This is a genomic window from Streptomyces flavusporus, from assembly GCF_046267975.1.
Classification (GTDB): Bacteria; Actinomycetota; Actinomycetes; order Streptomycetales; family Streptomycetaceae; genus Streptomyces; species Streptomyces flavusporus.
Window position 1 is genome coordinate 4,501,870 of record NZ_CP176503.1, and the last position, 17,344, is coordinate 4,519,213.

14 protein-coding genes, 1 tRNA gene and 1 pseudogene are annotated in these 17,344 nt (G+C 67.9%); 12 read left to right on the forward strand and 4 right to left on the reverse strand.

Features of this window, described 5'->3' with window-relative positions; genetic code table 11:
- Positions 1 to 92 precede the first annotated feature (92 nt).
- The 6 genes from ACKTSN_RS21315 (at position 93) to ACKTSN_RS21340 (ending at position 6,630) form a co-directional block, all read left to right on the forward strand.
- Positions 93 to 1,019 (forward strand): metallophosphoesterase, encoded by a 927-nt coding sequence (locus ACKTSN_RS21315; RefSeq protein ID WP_409470571.1) that lies wholly within the window; start codon positions 93 to 95, stop codon positions 1,017 to 1,019.
- 90 nt (positions 1,020 to 1,109) lie between these two features.
- Entirely contained in the window at positions 1,110 to 1,910 is an 801-nt protein-coding gene (locus ACKTSN_RS21320) for a Pr6Pr family membrane protein (protein ID WP_409470572.1), read from the forward strand.
- 34 nt (positions 1,911 to 1,944) lie between these two features.
- Positions 1,945 to 2,018, forward strand: a tRNA-Pro gene (locus tag ACKTSN_RS21325).
- Positions 2,019 to 2,693: 675 nt separating this feature from the next.
- Positions 2,694 to 3,914, forward strand: a complete 1,221-nt coding sequence (locus ACKTSN_RS21330; RefSeq protein ID WP_409470573.1) for a hypothetical protein — start codon at positions 2,694 to 2,696, stop codon at positions 3,912 to 3,914.
- Complete coding sequence (locus tag ACKTSN_RS21335; protein ID WP_409470574.1) at positions 3,911 to 5,092, forward strand: caspase family protein; 1,182 nt, start codon at positions 3,911 to 3,913, stop codon at positions 5,090 to 5,092. Before ACKTSN_RS21330 ends, ACKTSN_RS21335 begins: the two co-directional genes overlap by 4 nt.
- A gap of 728 nt (positions 5,093 to 5,820) precedes the next feature.
- Positions 5,821 to 6,630: a hypothetical protein gene (locus tag ACKTSN_RS21340; RefSeq protein WP_409470575.1), complete on the forward strand. Its 810-nt coding sequence runs from the start codon at positions 5,821 to 5,823 to the stop codon at positions 6,628 to 6,630.
- A gap of 594 nt (positions 6,631 to 7,224) precedes the next feature.
- On the opposite strand, the gene ACKTSN_RS21345 is transcribed toward ACKTSN_RS21340, so the two are convergent.
- Positions 7,225 to 8,232: an IS110 family transposase gene (locus ACKTSN_RS21345; RefSeq protein ID WP_409467772.1), complete on the reverse strand. Its 1,008-nt coding sequence runs from the start codon at positions 8,230 to 8,232 to the stop codon at positions 7,225 to 7,227.
- A 204-nt stretch (positions 8,233 to 8,436) separates the two neighbouring features.
- Between ACKTSN_RS21345 and ACKTSN_RS21350 the strand changes: the two genes are divergently transcribed.
- Complete coding sequence (locus tag ACKTSN_RS21350) at positions 8,437 to 8,982, forward strand: hypothetical protein (protein WP_409467249.1); 546 nt, start codon at positions 8,437 to 8,439, stop codon at positions 8,980 to 8,982.
- Here the strand turns inward: ACKTSN_RS21350 and ACKTSN_RS21355 are convergent.
- Entirely contained in the window at positions 8,930 to 9,778 is an 849-nt protein-coding gene (locus tag ACKTSN_RS21355; protein ID WP_409467250.1) for an IS5 family transposase, read from the reverse strand. The genes ACKTSN_RS21350 and ACKTSN_RS21355 overlap by 53 nt on opposite strands.
- Before the next feature lie 402 nt (positions 9,779 to 10,180).
- Here ACKTSN_RS21355 and ACKTSN_RS21360 point away from each other — a divergent pair, with 402 nt between their 5' ends.
- Positions 10,181 to 11,818 (forward strand): PE-PGRS family protein, encoded by a 1,638-nt coding sequence (locus ACKTSN_RS21360; RefSeq protein ID WP_409470576.1) that lies wholly within the window; start codon positions 10,181 to 10,183, stop codon positions 11,816 to 11,818.
- On the opposite strand, the gene ACKTSN_RS21365 is transcribed toward ACKTSN_RS21360, so the two are convergent.
- Positions 11,748 to 12,590: a PE-PGRS family protein gene (locus tag ACKTSN_RS21365; protein ID WP_409470577.1), complete on the reverse strand. Its 843-nt coding sequence runs from the start codon at positions 12,588 to 12,590 to the stop codon at positions 11,748 to 11,750. The two genes, ACKTSN_RS21360 and ACKTSN_RS21365, sit on opposite strands and share 71 nt — an antisense overlap.
- A 158-nt stretch (positions 12,591 to 12,748) precedes the next feature.
- Here ACKTSN_RS21365 and ACKTSN_RS21370 point away from each other — a divergent pair, with 158 nt between their 5' ends.
- Together ACKTSN_RS21370 and ACKTSN_RS21375 are read left to right on the forward strand one after the other, a co-directional pair.
- On the forward strand, positions 12,749 to 13,084 hold the full coding sequence (locus tag ACKTSN_RS21370) for a transposase (protein WP_409470578.1): 336 nt from the start codon (positions 12,749 to 12,751) through the stop codon (positions 13,082 to 13,084).
- Between the two features lie 18 nt (positions 13,085 to 13,102).
- Positions 13,103 to 13,705, forward strand: a pseudogene (locus ACKTSN_RS21375) (IS5 family transposase); the annotation flags it as partial.
- Here the strand turns inward: ACKTSN_RS21375 and ACKTSN_RS21380 are convergent.
- A complete protein-coding gene (locus ACKTSN_RS21380) occupies positions 13,653 to 14,204 on the reverse strand; it encodes a hypothetical protein (protein WP_409470579.1) in 552 nt (183 codons plus the stop codon). The pseudogene ACKTSN_RS21375 and the gene ACKTSN_RS21380 overlap by 53 nt on opposite strands.
- A 682-nt stretch (positions 14,205 to 14,886) precedes the next feature.
- Here ACKTSN_RS21380 and ACKTSN_RS21385 point away from each other — a divergent pair.
- Positions 14,887 to 16,260: a DUF4041 domain-containing protein gene (locus ACKTSN_RS21385; RefSeq protein ID WP_409470580.1), complete on the forward strand. Its 1,374-nt coding sequence runs from the start codon at positions 14,887 to 14,889 to the stop codon at positions 16,258 to 16,260.
- A 31-nt stretch (positions 16,261 to 16,291) separates the two neighbouring features.
- A complete protein-coding gene (locus ACKTSN_RS21390) occupies positions 16,292 to 17,185 on the forward strand; it encodes a phosphorothioated DNA-binding restriction endonuclease (protein WP_409470581.1) in 894 nt (297 codons plus the stop codon).
- The last annotated feature ends 159 nt before the right edge of the window (positions 17,186 to 17,344 follow it).

Below are 17,344 nucleotides of genomic sequence, written 5' to 3' on the forward strand. Positions count from 1 at the left end.
GGGTCGATTGTCGCAGGTGTGGACGGCCGGACGCCCGTTGATTTAAGGGACGCCGGGCGCGGCGCCCGGGCCGGGTCTGACACGATGGAGCCATGCGCGCGCGATACGGAGTACCCCTCGGCATCACGGCGGTCGCGGCCGCCGGTCTCCTCTACTCGGCCGGGTTCGAGGCCCGTTCCTTTCGCCTCCGCCGGGTCACCGTCCCGGTACTGCCCGAGGGCATGCGCCCACTGCGCGTGCTGCACGTCTCCGACATCCACATGGTCAGCGGGCAGCGCAAGAAGCAGCGCTGGCTGCGCTCGCTGGCCGGGCTGCGCCCCGACTTCGTGATCAACACGGGCGACAACCTGTCCGACCCGGAGGGCGTGCCGGAGGTGCTGGACGCGCTCGGGCCGCTGATGGACTTCCCGGGCGCGTACGTCTTCGGCTCCAACGACTACTACGGCCCCAAGCTTCGCAACCCCGCCCGCTATCTGATCGAGAAGGCGCAGGGCCGCCACGGCCTGAACGGCAACGCACCCGCCGTCGGCGTGGTCCACAACCCGTGGGAGGACCTGCGGGACGGTTTCGACGCGGCGGGCTGGCTGAACCTGACGAACACGCGGGGCACGCTGAAGGTCGACGGCGTCTCGGTGGAACTGACGGGCGTGGACGACCCGCACATCAAGCGGGACCGCTACGCGCAGGTCGCCGGCGGCCCCTCGGGGACGGCCGACTTCGCCATGGGCGTGGTCCACGCCCCGTACCTGCGCAGCCTGGACGCCTTCACGGCCGACGGCTACCCCCTGATCCTGGCCGGCCACACCCACGGCGGCCAGCTCTGCCTCCCCTTCTACGGCGCCTTCGTCACCAACTGCGACCTGGACACCGACCGCGTGAAGGGCTTGTCCACGCACACGGTGGAGGACCGCACCGCCTTCCTGCACGTCTCGGCGGGCTGCGGCACCAACCGGTACACCCCGGTCCGGTTCGCCTGCCCGCCGGAGGCGACGTTGTTGACGTTGGTGGGGCGGGAGTAGGCGGGAGTAGGTGGAGGGCCGGGCGGGGCGGGGTAACCCACCCGGGCCACCCACAATGCCCCATTTGCCCGATCCGCTTAGCGTGAGGGCATGCCCGCCACGCCCCCGATACCCAGGGACATCCCGGACCTGCCCGCGATCCCGCGCGCACCCGCACTGCTGCCCGCCCCAGTCCCCGCCACGGCGGTGGTGGCGCCCGCGCCCCGCCGCCTGACGGCCGCCTTCCGCCTGCTGACCGCACTGGCGGCAACTGCCGGCGTGACGATCCACCTGCTCCTCGGCAGCCCACCCCGAGTACTGAGCCACTTCACGATCCAGAGCAGCATCCTGCTGGCGCTGGTCCTCACCCTCTCCGCCCGCCGATCCTGGACCGCCCGCCGCCCGTTACCGGCCACCCTGACCGGCGCGACCCTCCTCTACGTCACGATCGCGGCGCTGGTGCACCACCTGCTCCTGACGAACGAGGCGAGCCCCTTCGCGATGCCGGCCTCGATCACCGGTGACACCACCCCGACGCTCGTGCAGACCATCGCCGACCACATCCTCCATACGGCGGTCCCGATCGCGGCCCTGCTGGACTGGCTGCTCCTGACCACCCCCGGCCGCCTGCACCTCCGCCAGGCGAGCGGGTGGCTCCTCTACCCCCTGGCCTACCTGGCCTTCTCCTTCGCCCGAGGCGAGTTCCTGCTCCCCGGCACGCCCGGCCGCTACCTCTACTCCTTCCTCGACGTCGACCGGCACGGCTACAAGGGTGTCCTCGGCAACGCCCTCCTCCTCGGCCTCTCCATCTACGCCGTGGCCGTCCTCCTCATCGCCCTCGACCACGCCCGCCCGAACCCCATCCGCCACCGCGCGAAAACCGGATTTCGTCTCCAGCCACCGGTGGGCTAAAGTAAACGTCGTCGCCGCGACAAGCGGCGGCGATCGGGGTGTAGCGCAGCTTGGCAGCGCGCTTCGTTCGGGACGAAGAGGTCGTGGGTTCAAATCCCGCCACCCCGACAGTGAAGTACCAGGTCAGGGGCCTGATCCACTTGGTGGATCAGGCCCCTGAGTGGTTTCTGGGCCCATCGTGGGAGCCGTTTGGGAGCCGAGTTCGGAATCCGGCTCCCGATCGGGCTCCCACTGCCGGTGCTGTCGGCGATGCAGAGGCTGTGACCGACGCTCTTTCAAGGGACACGCACAAGCTTGCCGAGGGCGATGATCCCATCGCCAGGGCGGCTGCCCGGCCCTTTCTCGGTATCGCCAGCGATAGCACTGAGAACGATGCATCTCGCGGGCCAATAGAGCGGTCGAGCGACAAGTAGGTCGGCCACCACTGCGGATCATGGGTACCCGGCGAGGACGCCGTGATGCACCGTGAACCATTCGGCGGGCTGACCGCAGCGCCTTGTCGTCACGAGCATCGCCAGGTCGCCGCCAAAGTGCACCCGATAGCCAGTCCTGGAGACTTGACCGGTTCGAAGCCACTCGTCATCACCCACACCGCAGCGGCGTGGAAGGTGCGCCAGGGGGCAGTCCATGACATCTGCTGAGCCGGTTCCGCTGGTGGAACTCACGCCGGTCGCTCCCGTGTCGTCCCGGTGCATCGGGCGGGCGAAGTAAGTGGCGATCAGGCTGTGTTCAGGGAGGGACGTGCCGCACAATGGGGGATCGCCGCACAGGAGGGGGCTTGGCATGCCATTGGTGCATGTCCATGGAATCGACAACCGGACGCCGCAGGATCCGGAGCATGTGGCCGTGCGCGATGCGTTGTATCGCCAACATGTCCTGGCTGCATTGGGCTGTGATCAGAGCAAGACGCGGGTCTGGAGTCCGTGGTGGGGCGGCCTGGTGGCGGAGCCCGCGTGGGGCTGGGCTTCCCTGGACCTGGGAGGTATGGAACGGCTTGGCGGCGCCGAGGAGGCGAGTGCGTCGGATGCGGCCGTACTGGACGTGATCGCCCAGGCCGGTGTGGCCGAGCCGGAACGGGTACTGATCACTGCAGCCGCGAGGTCACTGCAATGGGCCATCGACATCGTATGCGGTTCCCTGGTCGGTACCGAAGACGAACTGCGGGAGGGCGCGACATTCTGCGGGCGGGCCACAGCGTACTGGGCTGAGCGCTCGGATACAGGCGCGCGCGGTGACGGGCTGGCCGTCTTTCCCTGGCTCGCCGAGGTCACTGACGACACCGAGTTGCTGGAGCGGCTGAGTACGGAGCTGGAAGCATGGCGTCCCGCTGAAAAGACGCACATCAGCAGTTGTGCGGCGGAGTGGGAGACGTTCGGTGTCGCGAGCGGTGTACCCCGTGCCGCCCGATCAGTGCTGCGGCGCCTCAACTCCTCCGCAGCCAGGACTGTCACCCGTGGTGGCGCGGCACTACTGCGAGGGCGACCCACGCGCAGGCTCGCACTGCTACTGGGCGATGTAATGGGCTACTTTGCCCAACGGGACACGGCCGATAACAGTTCGATCATCGCCTTGGTGAGTGAGGCACTCGAAGAGGCTGCCGACCATGCTCAGCAGCACGGGGAGCCGCTGGTCGTCGTGGCCCACAGCATGGGTGGCAACATCGTTCATGATCTGCTCTCCCACTTCCGATCTGACCTGCATGTAGATCTGTTGGTAACTGCAGGGACGCAGATCGGTCTCTTCGAGGAGCTCAAGCTCTTCCGGGCCAGTGACCGATTGCTGACTGGCGCAGGCGGCCAGAAGGTGCCAGCTCTGCCCAATGTGAGTCGGTGGCTCAACGTGGTGGACCCGGCGGACCCACTGGCGTTCGCAGCGGCTGGGGTGTTCGCTGGCGCGGAGGACCTCAACTTCGGCACCGGGGCTTGGTGGGCGCACGGCGGCTATGTCACTTCCCCTCATTTCCACCACCGGCTTGCCCTGCGCGCTGCGGAGGGCAAGCGGTGACCACCCTGTGGCAGAGCAAGGAGACTGGCCCAGCAATCCATGTCCTGGTCATCGGGGTCGGCCGCTATGACTACTTCAACGGCGGTAGCAAGCACCAGGTTCGCCCCGGGACGTTGGCCAAAGGGTTAGGGCAGCTGACCGCACCTCCCGTGTCCGCGTACGAGGTGTGCGTGACGCTGCTGAAAGAGTTGCGTGACGTGCCAGATCGGGCACTGGGCAGCATCGAAGCCGTCATCTCGGCCGTAGATCCACAGCTTCCCGCTGGCTTCGCGGATCTATTTCCCGATGCCGGCGACGAGCTTGGTAGCACGGCCGAGCTGGAAGATGTTAATGAAGCTTTCGAGCGGTGGTACGAGCGGTGTGACAGCAACCGAGGCAATGTCGCTCTGTTCTATTTCTGCGGTCATGGTCTTCAGCTAGGCGCCCATGGGGATCATTCCCTGCTCCTGCAGAACACCCGCGCCAGCCGGTTCGCCGCCTTCGAGAACTCCATCGACGTACGCGGGACCGTACAGAACATGCAGGGTAACCGTGCGGCCATCCAGTGTTTCTTCCTTGACGCATGCAGGGGCTCACAGGATGTGGATGTCACGCTGCGCTCACTCAAGTCCACGGCCCTGGGCCCCGAGCTACATATTTCGCACGATCCGGAACAGCTCGTGGTGTACTCCACCGGTCCAGGAGCACCAGCGCACGGCCGCACCGGCGAGAGCACCCTGTTCACCCAGTCGTTCCTGAAGGCTCTGTTCTCGCCCGAGCACCGCCGTGATGGGCAGGGCTGGCAGGTGACCACCACCAGCATCGGGACGGCCATCGACCAACTCATGCAGTGGCCCGGATTGCGCAACAGCAGCATGCCCGAGCAGCAGTGCGTCACGTCCAGCACCAATGTGCGCGGCGGTGTGCTGCTGCGGTTCAACAACCGCCCACAAGTGTCGTTCCACTTCGACACTGCTCCCAGCCACGCGTTGGCCACTGCTGCCTGGTCGCTCGCAGACTTGCGCGGCAACCAGGTCGCCTCACGAATGCCCGGACCCGAACCGTGGATCGATTCGGGTCCGGCAGGCGAGGGCGACCTCCATGTCGCATTTACCGACGGGCCTTACAGCACCACGAGTCAGCAGGTGTGGCTACAGCCGCCATGCTTCCACCACACCGTGCAGGTGGATGTCTCATGAGTAGCCCCGCAGCCGCAATGCATACGACACACGTGTACCCCCCTGATCTGGCGGGGGCCGCCCCCGGAACGGTGATTGGTACCGTTGAGCGCCTAAACAGCAGCGCCGAGATTCAGGACGTCTTCCCGCTCATCGCAGGAATCCCGCATACCGTCTCCCTGCCCCGCGGCGAGCGCAACCTCCTGCGCAGCTGGTCGCCCTATATCCGTCTGCAACCGACCGTCATTACTGGCGGCAGCTCCCCCTCCACTTCACTCATCCCTCCGGCGAGACCCTCGCTGCCACCCACGCGCGCTACCCGCTCCAGTAGCGGATGGATCTGTTTGTGGCAGCACGCCGACGGACAGTGGAGCCCGCGCAGCCTAGCCACCGGCTCTCCCATTACCTGGGCCCGGGACACCAGGCGCCGCGGACCCTCTACCCCACACCTAACACCGGACAGCGTCTGGGCCGTACAAACAGGCGGTGCAAACCGCGCACCCGCCTGCACCATCCTGCCCAGCCGCACCGAGATGACAGTTAAACCTCTCTCGGCAGCGTTGAAGGGACCGCTCGAAGTACGTCCAGTCGCCGACTCCGGATACACACTGCTCGAAGCACTACGCACTGGTCGCGTGCATGCTGCTCAGGCCATCGAGACAGCGTGGCAAGAGCCGCCCCAGGCCCCGGGGATGCGGCCCTCACTGTTCGATGTGGCCGTCGGGTACGCACGCTGCCGACGAGGTGAGGTGGAAGGAGCTCAGCAGTGGCTGCAGCGCCTGGCAAATGATCGAACCACGGGTGAAGGAATGTCCGACGTCCTCGCCATCGGGATTTGGTTGGCGCACCGAACACAACGTCGCTTCGACAGCCATAGCGTCATCGAGCATCTGACAGAAAGCCGCACGCTGCCGATGGCCGCAGAGGGGCTGCGCATTTTGGCCGACGCGATGCAACTGCTTACCCAAGACCGCCAGGGCGAACGCCCAGCATCCTGGCGGTGGCTCGAGCAATGCCTCAACTCCAGCGCGCACACCGCGCTGACCACCTACACCGCCCAGAGTCCTGATCAGCCGACCCGTGCTCCCGCACGGCGTCTACCGCCGCCGCATGAAGAATCCCTGCATTTCAAACTCGCACCTGCTGGCGAGGGCGCGCGCATCGACTGGCAGCCCGCGAACGCACTCCAGCAGCGTATGGTGGCCGCCCAGGCATGGCGCGAGCCGGATACCCTTCGTCCGCACCGCAGCCCGGCAGCGTTCACACTGATCATCCGCCACCGTGACCCGGAATGGCTGTGGCAGTTTGCCCGACAGTTGATGTCCCGTACGAATATTCGCCCCGTCGTCTTCAGCGACACCCACACGCTGGAACTGCGCATCACCGCACGAGACATCGAGGACATGGGGCGGGAGTTGAGCGACATTCGGGATCATGTAAGCGACGGCCGGATGACTCTGAACGTCCCTGGGGCCGAATACGATATTCAAGGCGGTCTCGCGGGCCAACTGGAAGACCGACTGCCTGGTGTGCGCCTAGGACGAGGTGACGACACATAGTCTCCAACGGTGCTCTCCGGGGAAGCTACAAAACACGGTCAGAGGTCGCTTTGAGCAGACCTCATCGACCTCACCCGAGCCCCATCGGGACGAAGAGGTCGTAGGTTTAAATCGCCACCCTGACAGAGAAACACCACCCATGAGGGCCGGGCCTGTCAAGGGGGCGTAGACGGCCCCCGCCTGCGGCTTTTCGGTGGGATGCCGGGGCGTTTTTCCTTGCGGACCTTCCTCGCGGTCTTTGTGGGGGGCCGCCGCGTGGGAGGGGTCCAGTTGGAGCGCCCGGAGCCCCGCGAGGGACGAGCGGGGCGAGGACGAACGAGCTGGACGCCGACGAGCGGCGGCCGAGAATGGAGGCCGAGGAAGCGTCACGGATGTTGGCAGAAACGGTCGTTGTCATCCCCGGTACCGGCTGGTCGGCGGAGTGGTCTCACACACACCCATTCGGCGTCCGGCCGCAGGCCGGCGCCATGACCATGGTGCGGGGATCCGGGTTGCTCAGTCAGGTCATCGAGCGCGGCCACAGGGCCGTCTCATGGTGTTTTGCGAGCTCGCCCGGGGTTTGCGACCGCCTGTGGCGGTTGTCGTGTGCTGCTGTCATCGCGCCCCCCGGTGGTCCTGCCGGGCCGGGACGGCGCGCAGCAGGTGGTAGGCGTGGGTGAGCAGTTTTCGGGCGATCGCGGTGGTGGCGATCTTCTTGCCGCGGCGGCGGGCCAGGCGCTGGTAGGCGGGGGCGAACTGCGGGGACCGCTTGGCGCTCTGTGCGGCCTCGCACAGGATCCATCGCAGCCAGTTGGAGCCCTGCTTGGAGATGTGTCCGTGCCGCACGGTCAGGTCCGAGGCGCGGACGGTGGGGGTCAGTCCGGCCCAGGCGGCGAGCTTGCGGGCGGAGGGGAAGCGGGTGACGTCACCGATCTCGGTGACCATGACCTGCGCGGTGAGTACGCCCACCCCCGGCAGCCGGGTGAGCGCTTTGATGCGGGGGTCGCCCCGTGCGGTGGCGAGCAGCTGCCGGTCCACCGTGTCGATCGGCTCCTTGAGGGCGTCCATCAGGACCAGGAGGTCGTCGACCACGCGGCGCGAGGCGTCGGGCAGATCAAGGCTGTCGAGCCAGATGCGGCCCGGAGCGGTGAAACAGCTGCCGGGACGGTCGCAGCCGTAGTCCGCCAGGACGGCGTGGACCCGGTTGCGCAGCAGGGTGCGCAACCGCACCAGCTGGCAGCGGTGCCGCACCAACGCGCGCTGCTGCCGCACATCCAGCGGGGCGATCCACGCCTCCGGCAGCAGATCGGCGCGCAGCAGCTGGGCCAGGGTGGCCGCGTCGACCTTGTCGTTCTTCAGCCGCGCGGAGGCGATCGCCTTGCAGCGCAGCGGGTGGACCAGATGCGGCTCGAAGCCGTAGTCCTCCAGCAGCTGAACCAGCCAGCCCCAGCCGTAGGCGGCCTCGAAGGCGACCGGGGCGCCGATCGGCAGATCCCCGATCACCGACAGGACCGGTTCGACCCCGTTGGGCACGTTGCGGTTGGCCCGCACCGCACCGTCGTCCTCGACCACCGCGATCTGTGACCGCTTGCGGTGCACGTCGATACCGACGTAGACAGACATCGAGGGCCTCCTTCCTGAGCCCGTACATACCCGGACGATAGGTATCGCCGGGCTGAGCAGGGAAGGGGGCCCGGCCCTCATAGGGTCAGGTCAGGCCCGGTGCTGAGAAGCCGTATCTCAACCGAACGCGATCCCTTGATTTCTGCTGGTCAGGCATGGTTTCGCTCGGGGTGAGGGAGGCATGCGGCGTCTTGTGTCCGCTTCATGACCGAGGGGTGCGCGGTGGCGTCGGTGCTGGGAATGCTGGAGGAGCGGGAGGCGGCTGCCCGCGTGCGGGTGGAGGGTCTGCGGGAGGAAGCCGCGCGGTTGGCTGAGGTGTTGGAGGCCGCGGAGATCGAGCTGGACCGGCGAGTGATCGCGCGGGAGGAGTTGGTCGAGGCCCTGGCCGCGTCCGCGGCCGAGGCGACTGCCGTGACCGAGGCGGAGCAGGAAACGGCGTGCTCACCGGTGCCGGTGCCGGGCTCGACGGTGCCGCCCTGGCGGGACGGGCTGACGGTGTCGGTGCTGGCACCGGACTACCAGCGGATTCTGGGCGTGCTGGAGGAGCGGCGGTCAGCGGGCAGGGGGCCGGCGAAGGCCAAGGAGATCGCGGTGGGGCTGGGCCTGGGGACGACGCCGGCGAAGGTCGAGGGGGTGCGCTCGAAGGCCAGGCGCTTGGCAGAGCGGGGGTGGCTCCTGCAGGAGACGTCGGGGATGTTCAGCGCCGGCCGGCGGCCCGTGGACGTGCCAGACGCCGGCCCATCCGCGTAACCATCGACCACCGGATCATCGCCTCGCTGGAAGCGGGCAGAGTCTCGTAATCACGGGCCAGACGGCGGGAGTTCATCAACCACGCGAACGTGCGCTCTGCCACCCAGCGTCTGGGGAGCACCACGAACCCTGTCATGTCGTCGGTGCGCTTGACGATCTCCAAGGTCAGGGCGAGTTTGTCCCGGCACCAGCCAACGAGGCCGCCGGTGTAGCCGCCGTCGGCCCAGACGAGGGTGATGTCGCGGTGCAGACGGCGCAGCCGCTGCAGCAGGCCCGCCGCGGCGTCCCGGTCGCCGATGTTCGCGGCGGTGACCGCGACGACCAGGAGCAGGCCGAGGCAGTCGGTCACGATGTGCCGCTTTCGCCCGGGCACCTTCTTCCCGCCGTCGTAGCCGCGTGAGGAGGCCGGCACCGTCGCGGCGGCCCGCACCGACTGCGCGTCGATGATCCCCGCCGTGGGCTCGGCCTCACGGCCCTCGCGCTCACGGACCGTCCCACGCAGCCGGTCATGGAACTCGGCGATCAGCCCGTGCTCGCGCCAGCGGCGGAAGAAGGCGTAAACCCGGCCCCATGCGGGGAAGTCCGCGGGCATCGCCCGCCACGAGATCCCGCCCGCGACCAAATAGCGGATCGCGTCCAGCATCTGGCGGTGGCAATAGCCCTCGGGCTGCCCGCCTCTGCCCTGCAGCCAGGCCGGCACCGGCAGCAAAGGCCGGACCTCCGCCCACTCCGCGTCCGTCATGTCCGACGGATACCGGCGCACCCGATCGGGATGATCGGCCGCGTTGCCGTACACGTGCGCGAGGCAATCACACGATGGTGCAGCCGAGTTGAACTGGACGGGCTCGGACGCGTACAACAACGACACCAGGGCCTCCCGGCATTGCTCGGTTAGATTCGCATCCCCGAGCTACCGAGAGGCCCTGTCTTCATGCGCGTACAACGGGAAGATCACCCCGGCGGGAAACCTGTTCGACCCGCACGTTCCATGATCGGTTGAGATACGGCTTCTGAGAGATCAGCGCCGGGCCTGATTTGCTTTGTGGGCCCAGTTTGGGAGCCATTTGGGAGCCGACTTCGGGGAGCGGCTCCCCGGCGGCTCCCAGCGAGAGGTGTTCCGCCTCGAGTACACCTTGCGCTCCGCAAGAGTCACCCCACGGCTTGTGCCGAGGAGAGAACAGACGGTACGACGATCGACATGCACCGATGGTCTCCGTTAAATGACCGGCAGCTCGCTCTCCTCACCCGCATCGGAGGCGGAGCCGACCCCGTCACGTCGGACAGCCCCGAGTTCGCTCTCACCGCCCGCGCGCTCAAGGAGCGGCGCCTGATCACCATGCCCAAGCAGGATGGGAAGTGGCAGGCAGAGATCACTGACGCGGGGCGCTTCTACCTGGAACACGGCCATCACCCGGACCGGCCGGAACCAGCTCAGCGCAGGCAGCGGTCAACGGACTCCGGCCAACGGACACGACCGGCCCCTCCCCCGCAGAAGCAAGTCACAGCCCCGCCCCCGACGAGGCCAACGCCGCAGCGCGCCGCCAAGCCCCCACAGCCGTCGCCGGCGGAAATCGGCGCCGCCTTGATCGCGGAGGTACAGCAGGCTGGGCGGTTCCTCCGGATCCCCAACCCCAGCGACCAGGAGCGAGCCCGCTACCGCAGGGCGTTCGACGCGGCCCGGCAGCGTGCCCCCGAGGGATACAGCCTGAAGTACAGCGGGCGGGTGAAGGGGGACTTCTTCCTCGGCCTGCTCCGGGTGACCGGCGAAGACGAGACCGAGTGGAACCGTATCCGGCTGGCGCGCAGCCGTGTGATCACCGATGTCGAGGACGTGATCGCCGCAGTCAGCGCGGACCACAGCGCCTTCGAGATCTCGGAGGAGGTCCTCCCCCGGGTGCTCTCGCTGCTCCGGCTCCTCGCCGAGGAAGCCCTCGCACGCCACGGCGAGATCGCGGTGTCGAAGAAGCGCAGGCAGCCGAGGCCGCTGCTCACCGTCCACGGCAGGACGTACGAGGTCGGCTTCCGAGAACGGCAGAAGCCGGTCCGGTACGTCCCCAAGCAGCCGGGCCGCCGTACGTACGACTGGCAGCGTGTCACCCCAGCCCAGAAGTTCGAGCCGTGCGGCGAACTGGAGCTGCTGGTCAGCCAGCAATCGGGCTACAGCTACGGCTGGAAGAAGGAATGGGCCGACACGGCCAAGAAGCCGTTGGAAGATCAGATCGGTTCCGTCTTCCGGGCGGTGAAGGCCCGCGCGGAGGAGCAGGAGCGGGCTCGGCTGGAACGTGAGGCGGAGCAGCAGCGCCTGCGAGAGGAGCGGGAGCGGCAGGAGGCAGAGCATCGGCGCCTAGAAGCTGAGCGGGAGGAACGCGAGCGGCGCGAGTGGGAGGCCGCCGTCAGCGTGGCTTCGATCAAGGCGGTTCACGCAGTACGGGCCGAGCACTTCGGTACGGCCCTTGAGCGGTGGCAGGCGGCAGGGGAGATCCGGACGTTCTGTGCCGCTCTGGATGAAGCCGCTGCGGCGTCGGAAGACAGCCTCGAAGCCGAGAGGCTGCGAGAGTGGTCGGCTTGGGGGAAGGCGGAGGCCGACCGGCTCGACCCCACCCTCAGCGGCAAGGGCTTGGCTTCTCTCAACTTCTATGCGGAGCCGACGGGAGATCAACTGCGGCCGTTCCTCGACGGCTGGCACCCACACCGGCCGGAGAAGGAGAAGAAGCCCGCTACTCAGCCGACACCGGCCAAGGTGGATCCAGATCCGTGGCGCGGTCTCATCGACGCACGTCAGGATCAAGGCTGGCGATATGGACGCCAAGGTCGCGCTCAATGGTGGAGGCGATGACGCCGTGACCGCGGTCGCGTAGGGACTTGACCGCCTTCTCAACCAGCTCCCCCAGTCGGATGACCTCGGCGCGTAGGGCAACCAACTCGTCGTAGCGGTCGGCCTTGTCTTGGCCGCACCACACCCGGACGGTTCGCAGGACGGCCGCCTCCGCGTCCAACTTGCGCTCGTCCCGTCGGCTGTAGGAGTACCAGGAGGGCTGGGCACGCTCCTGCTCGATGTCCTGCTGCTTGCGGTCCACCTCTGGAAGGATCTCGTCGGCGAGGCGTCCGGCCACGTGGCGGGCGATGCGCTCGGTGACCGTCCAACCGGCCAGGCACATGCCGTGGCGGTTCTCGCACACCATGGTGTCGCCGCGTAGTTCGGCTGCGTCCATGCCGATGAGCGGTGCAGTCTCGTCGAGGCGGCTCAGCTCCAGAACGCCTGCGTCCGCCACCGTTCGGCGCAGGCGCAGCCTGTTCTTCGGGCGGACGAATCCGAGGACCATACGGGCGGCCTCGAACTCCGTGCTGCCCCGGACGTGGCGAGAGGACTCCACCAGCGCCAACTCCGCCGCGTCGTCCGCGCGGAACGTATCGACATCCGCCCACGGCGCTACGAGAGAGCCGGAATTGACCCACTCCTGCAGGCCGCCGGCATCGCCTTCGAGGAACCGCACGTGGATCCAGCCAGACCTGCCAGGGCCGCCCACTCGAACGACCTCCACCTGGCGCACCGCGCTACCCAGATCCTTCGGCCTCGCGCGGTACGCCCAGTGCTCGCCAATCTCCATGTGCCTATTGAGCCAGGTCTGTTGGACCCATCACTGGGCGTTTGCCATAAGAAGCCGTCTCTCAACCGATCTTGGAACGTGCAGATCGAACGGAGTTCCTGGTCGGGTGATCTTCCGGCCGTACGCGCATGAAGGCAGGGCCTCCTGGTAGCTCGGGGGTGCGACCCCAATCCGAGCGGTTCCCGGAGGCCCTGTTGTCGTTGTTGTACGCGCCCGAGCCCGCCCACTTCAACTCGCCCGCCGTGTCGTGCGATTGCCTCGCGCACGTGTACGGCAACGCGGCCGATCATCCCGATCGGGTGCGCCGGTATCCGTCGGACATGACGGACGCGGAGTGGGCGGCCATCCGGCCGTTGCTGCCGGTGCCGGCCTGGCTCCAAGGCAGAGGCGGGCAGCCCGAGGGGTATTGCCACCGCCAGATGCTGGACGCGATCCGCTATTTGGTCGCGGGCGGGATCTCCTGGCGGGCGATGCCCGCGGACTTCCCCGCATGAGGCCGGGTCTACGCCTTCTTCCGCCGTTGGCGCGAGCACGGGCTGATCGCCGAGTTCCATGACCGGCTGCGCGGGAGGGTCCGTGAACGCGAGGGCCGCCAGGCCGAGCCCACGGCGGGGATCATCGACGCGCAGTCGGTGCGGGCCGCCGCGACGGTGCCGGCCTCCTCACGCGGCTACGACGGCGGGAAGAAGGTGCCGGGCCGCAAACGGCACATCGTGACCGACTGCCTCGGCCTGCTCCTGGTCGTCGCGGTCACCGCCGCGAACATCGGCGACCGCGACGCCGCGGCCGGCCTGCTGAGACGGCTGCGCCGCCTGCACCGCGACATCACCCTGGTCTGGGCCGACGGAGGCTACACCGGCGGCCTCGTCGACTGGTGCCGGGACAAACTCGCCCTGACCTTGGAGATCGTCAAGCGCACCGACGACATGACAGGGTTCGTGGTGCTCCCCAGACGCTGGGTGGCGGAGCGCACGTTCGCCTGGCTGATGAACTCCCGCCGTCTGGCGAGAGATTACGAGACGCTGCCCGCTTCCAGCGAGGCGATGATCCGGTGGTCGATGGTCACGCGGATGAGCCGGCGCCTGGCGCGGCCACGGGCCGCCGGCCGGCGCTGAACGCTCCCGACGTCTCCTGCAGCAGCCACCCGCGCTCCGCCAGGCGCCTGGCCTTCGAGCGCACCCCCTCGACCTTCGCCGGTGTCGTCCCCAGGCCCAGCTGAACCGCGACCTCCTTGGCCTTCGCCGGTCCCTCGCCCGCTGAGCGCCGCTCCTCCAGCACGCCCAGAATCCGCTGATAGTCCGGCGCCAGCACCGTCACCGGCAGCCCGTCCCGCCACGGCGGCACCGTCGAGCCCGGCACCGGCACGGTCGATGGCGCCCTTTCCTGCTCCGCCCCGCTCTCCGTCACCGCAGTGGACTCGGCCGCGGACGCGGCCAGGGCCTCGAGCAGCTCCTCCCGCGCGATCACCCGCCGGTCCAGCTCGATCTCCGCGGCCTCCAACACCTCAGCCAGCCGAGCGGCTTCCTCCCGCAGACCCTCCACCCGCACACGGGCAGCCGCCTCCCGCTCCTCCAGCATTCCCAGCACCGACGCCACCGCGCACCCCTCGGTCATGAAGCGGACACAAGACGCCGCATCCCTCCCTCACCCCGAGCGAAACCATTCCTGACCAGCAAGGATCAACCGATCACGTTCGGTTGAGAGACGGCTTCTAACTACAGGCGCAAGCTCCTCATCACCAAGTTGACGCCGCTCTGCGAAGCATCGCGCGAAATAGCTTCCCGGCAGGGACACAAGGAGGCACAGCAGCACGTCCGGTCATCCGCGCTGTCCCTCGCAGTGTTTCTCACCGGACGACGCTCCCTCCACGTACGAGACTCAGTGGCTCGTCGATGAGTTCGCCGGTCGGGGACTTGGTCGCGTTCCACCTGGAACCCGTGGCCCTCCTCCAGAGAGACCCTCACACATAGTCACAGGATGGTCACGAGATGGAATATGCGGGTGATCAAGTGGCTGATCACCAAGAAAATTTCACTCTACGTTTGCCGGGAATATCCGGCGCCCTGTGTGCTGGGGAGCCTCAGCGGCGAGGGTGTGGGGAATGACTAGTTACCGTTTCAATCCCCCGCCGGGTTGGCCTGTGCCACCCGCGGGATGGATGCCGCCGCCGGACTGGCGGCCCGACCCCTCGTGGCCCCCGATGCCGACGGGATGGCAGCTGTGGATTCCTGAGGCCGACTCCGCCAGCGACGCCCCTCGAAAGGGAGGGCTGTTCGGGCGTCGGCGTTCGGATGCCGTGTCCGAGGCCGAAGAACTGCGGGCGTGGATCGCAAGGACACAGGGGCTGGATGCCGCGCAGGTCGCCGGCCTCGTACGGCAGGCCGAAGCGGAGGCCGCTGCACTGCGGGAGCGGACGTCCGCCGAAGCCGCCGAGGAAGCCGAGGAGATCCTCAAGGACGCCCGTGAGACGGCGAAGGAGATTCTCGGCGATGCGCGCCGGACGGCGAAGGAGACCGAGCGGGTCCGCAAGGAGGCCGACCGGCACCGTAAGGACGTATTCGACGCCGAGCGGCGGCTTGCCGAACTGCAGGGCCGGATCGTCAACGCCGACGAGACCGCCATGCTGCAGGAGGCCGGGATCTATGCCTACCGGCATGCGCTGCACGACGCGATCGCCTACCGCAGCCGGCTCGACACACTGCAGAACGAGATCAAGGCGCTCGCCCGTGCGGGCCGCGCCGTCCAGGCGGCCACGGACTGGACGGTCAACGGCTCCAAGCGCGAGGGCCAGAAGATGGTCCGCGACTTCTCCAAGCTCATGCTGCGCGCCTACAACGCCGAAGCCGACTACGCCGTGCGGTCCATGCGGCCGCACCGGCTGAGCTCCCTCGTCGACCGGCTCTACAAGAGCCGCGAGACGATCGCAAGGCTCGGCGCCACCATGCACATCCGGATCACCGACGAGTACCACAACGCGCGCGTACAGGAGTTGGAACTCACCGCCGACTTCCTGCAGAAGAAGGAAGAGGAGAAGGAGGCCCAGCGCGAGGTACGCGCCCGGGAGCGTGAGGAGGCGGCGGTGCAGCGAGAACTCGACCGGCAGCGCGAGAAGCTGAACAAGGAACTCGGCCACTACCAGTCAGCACTTGAGCGCCTGCGCGAGCGCGGTGACGAGGCGGGTGTGGCGGAGATGGAGGCCAAACTGGCCGAGATCGAGAACGCTCTGCAGGACGTCGAGTCCCGCGCGGCGAACGTCCGCGCCGGCTATGTGTACGTCATCTCGAACATCGGCGCCTTCGGCGATCGTATGGTGAAGATCGGCATGACCCGTCGACTAGAACCTCTGGAGCGCGTCTACGAGTTGAGTGGCGCGGCCGTGCCCTTCCGTTTCGATGTGCACGCACTGATCTTCAGCAAGGACGCGGTCGGCCTGGAGACGGAACTCCACCGGCAGTTCGCGTCACAGCGGGTCAACCAGGTCAACAGTCGAAAGGAGTTTTTCTACGCCACCCCGGCCGAGGTGCGCGATGCGCTGCAACGGTTCGCCGGACAGCATCTGATCGAGTTCACCGAGGAACCCCAGGCGCTGGAATGGCGGGCCGGCAGGCGCATGGTCGAAGCCGGTGCGCCTGCCGCAGGCGCAGCAGGAGTTGCCGCCCGGACAGCATGAGGTGCGACCAAGCATCACTACGATCACGGTCATGGACTGGCTGGAGCGGGCCGCGAAGCTGAGGCAGTGGAGTCGGGACGGGGTGCGGGCGCCGCACAAGCCGTTGCTGCTGCTGTACGCGCTGGGCCGCTTTCAGACGGATGCCGCGGACGAGTTGCCGTACAGCGCGGTGGAGGCGGATCTGAAGCAACTGCTGGTGGAGTACGGTCCACCGCGCGGGACCACACCCGCCTATCCCTTCCACCATCTGGTCAGCGACGGGGTGTGGGAAGTGCGGACCGAGCACGGCGCCGGCAGCCCAGGCACCGGGGTGCGGGCACTACGAGCCAGCCGAGCCACTGGGCGGCTGGCCCCGGACCTTCAGGTGGCGCTCCGGCGGGAACCGTCGCTGCTGGGCCGCATGGCCAGGGTGCTGCTGGATCTACACTTCCCAGCGTCACTGCACCAGGACCTGTGTGGCGCTGTGGGCCTGGAACTGGAACTGGCGGAGACCGGCGCTCTGGCAGCGCCCGAGAGGCGGCAGCGGGACCGCCGGATGCGGGAGATGGTGCTGACCGCGTACGAGTACCAGTGCGCCTTCTGCGGCTACGACGGCATGATCGGCTCGGCGCCCGTCGGGCTGGAGGCCGCGCACGTGCGCTGGTGGGCGTTCGATGGCCCGGACGACGTCGACAACGGGCTGTGCCTGTGCTCGCTGCACCACAAACTCTTCGACAAGGGCGTCCTCGGCATAGGCGACGGGCACCGCATCCTGGTCTCGCAGCAATTCATCGGCCGCAGTCAGGCTGCCCGCGAGCATGTCACCGCACTCGCGGGCCGTCCGCTCATAGGCCCTCAACCCGGCCTGCCGCCCATCTCGGCAGCCCACCGCTCCTGGCACACCAGCCAGGTCTTCCACGGCAGCCCACGCGCGGCCGCCGCCTGACCTGGTGTTCAATGTGGGATTCCATGGACGGGGCGCACCAAGCATCCCTGATCGCTCCTCATGCTGCTTTCACCGCTGGCATGCGGCTCCCAGTCCGTCGCCTGAGGCAACGCTCGGCCTCCCCGCCCGGTCGAAGTGCGGGAGGCGATCCACGCGTGG

Coding starts and splice junctions, on each gene's coding strand:
- ACKTSN_RS21350 (WP_409467249.1), top strand. CDS start 8,437: ATGACCGAGGGGTGCGCGGTGGCGTCGGTGCTGGGAATGCTGGAGGAG.
- ACKTSN_RS21380 (WP_409470579.1), bottom strand. CDS start 14,204: ATGACCGAGGGGTGCGCGGTGGCGTCGGTGCTGGGAATGCTGGAGGAG.
- ACKTSN_RS21345 (WP_409467772.1), bottom strand. CDS start 8,232: ATGTCTGTCTACGTCGGTATCGACGTGCACCGCAAGCGGTCACAGATC.
- ACKTSN_RS21365 (WP_409470577.1), bottom strand. CDS start 12,590: ATGGAGATTGGCGAGCACTGGGCGTACCGCGCGAGGCCGAAGGATCTG.
- ACKTSN_RS21320 (WP_409470572.1), top strand. CDS start 1,110: ATGCCCGCCACGCCCCCGATACCCAGGGACATCCCGGACCTGCCCGCG.
- ACKTSN_RS21360 (WP_409470576.1), top strand. CDS start 10,181: ATGCACCGATGGTCTCCGTTAAATGACCGGCAGCTCGCTCTCCTCACC.
- ACKTSN_RS21330 (WP_409470573.1), top strand. CDS start 2,694: ATGCCATTGGTGCATGTCCATGGAATCGACAACCGGACGCCGCAGGAT.
- ACKTSN_RS21390 (WP_409470581.1), top strand. CDS start 16,292: ATGGACTGGCTGGAGCGGGCCGCGAAGCTGAGGCAGTGGAGTCGGGAC.
- ACKTSN_RS21315 (WP_409470571.1), top strand. CDS start 93: ATGCGCGCGCGATACGGAGTACCCCTCGGCATCACGGCGGTCGCGGCC.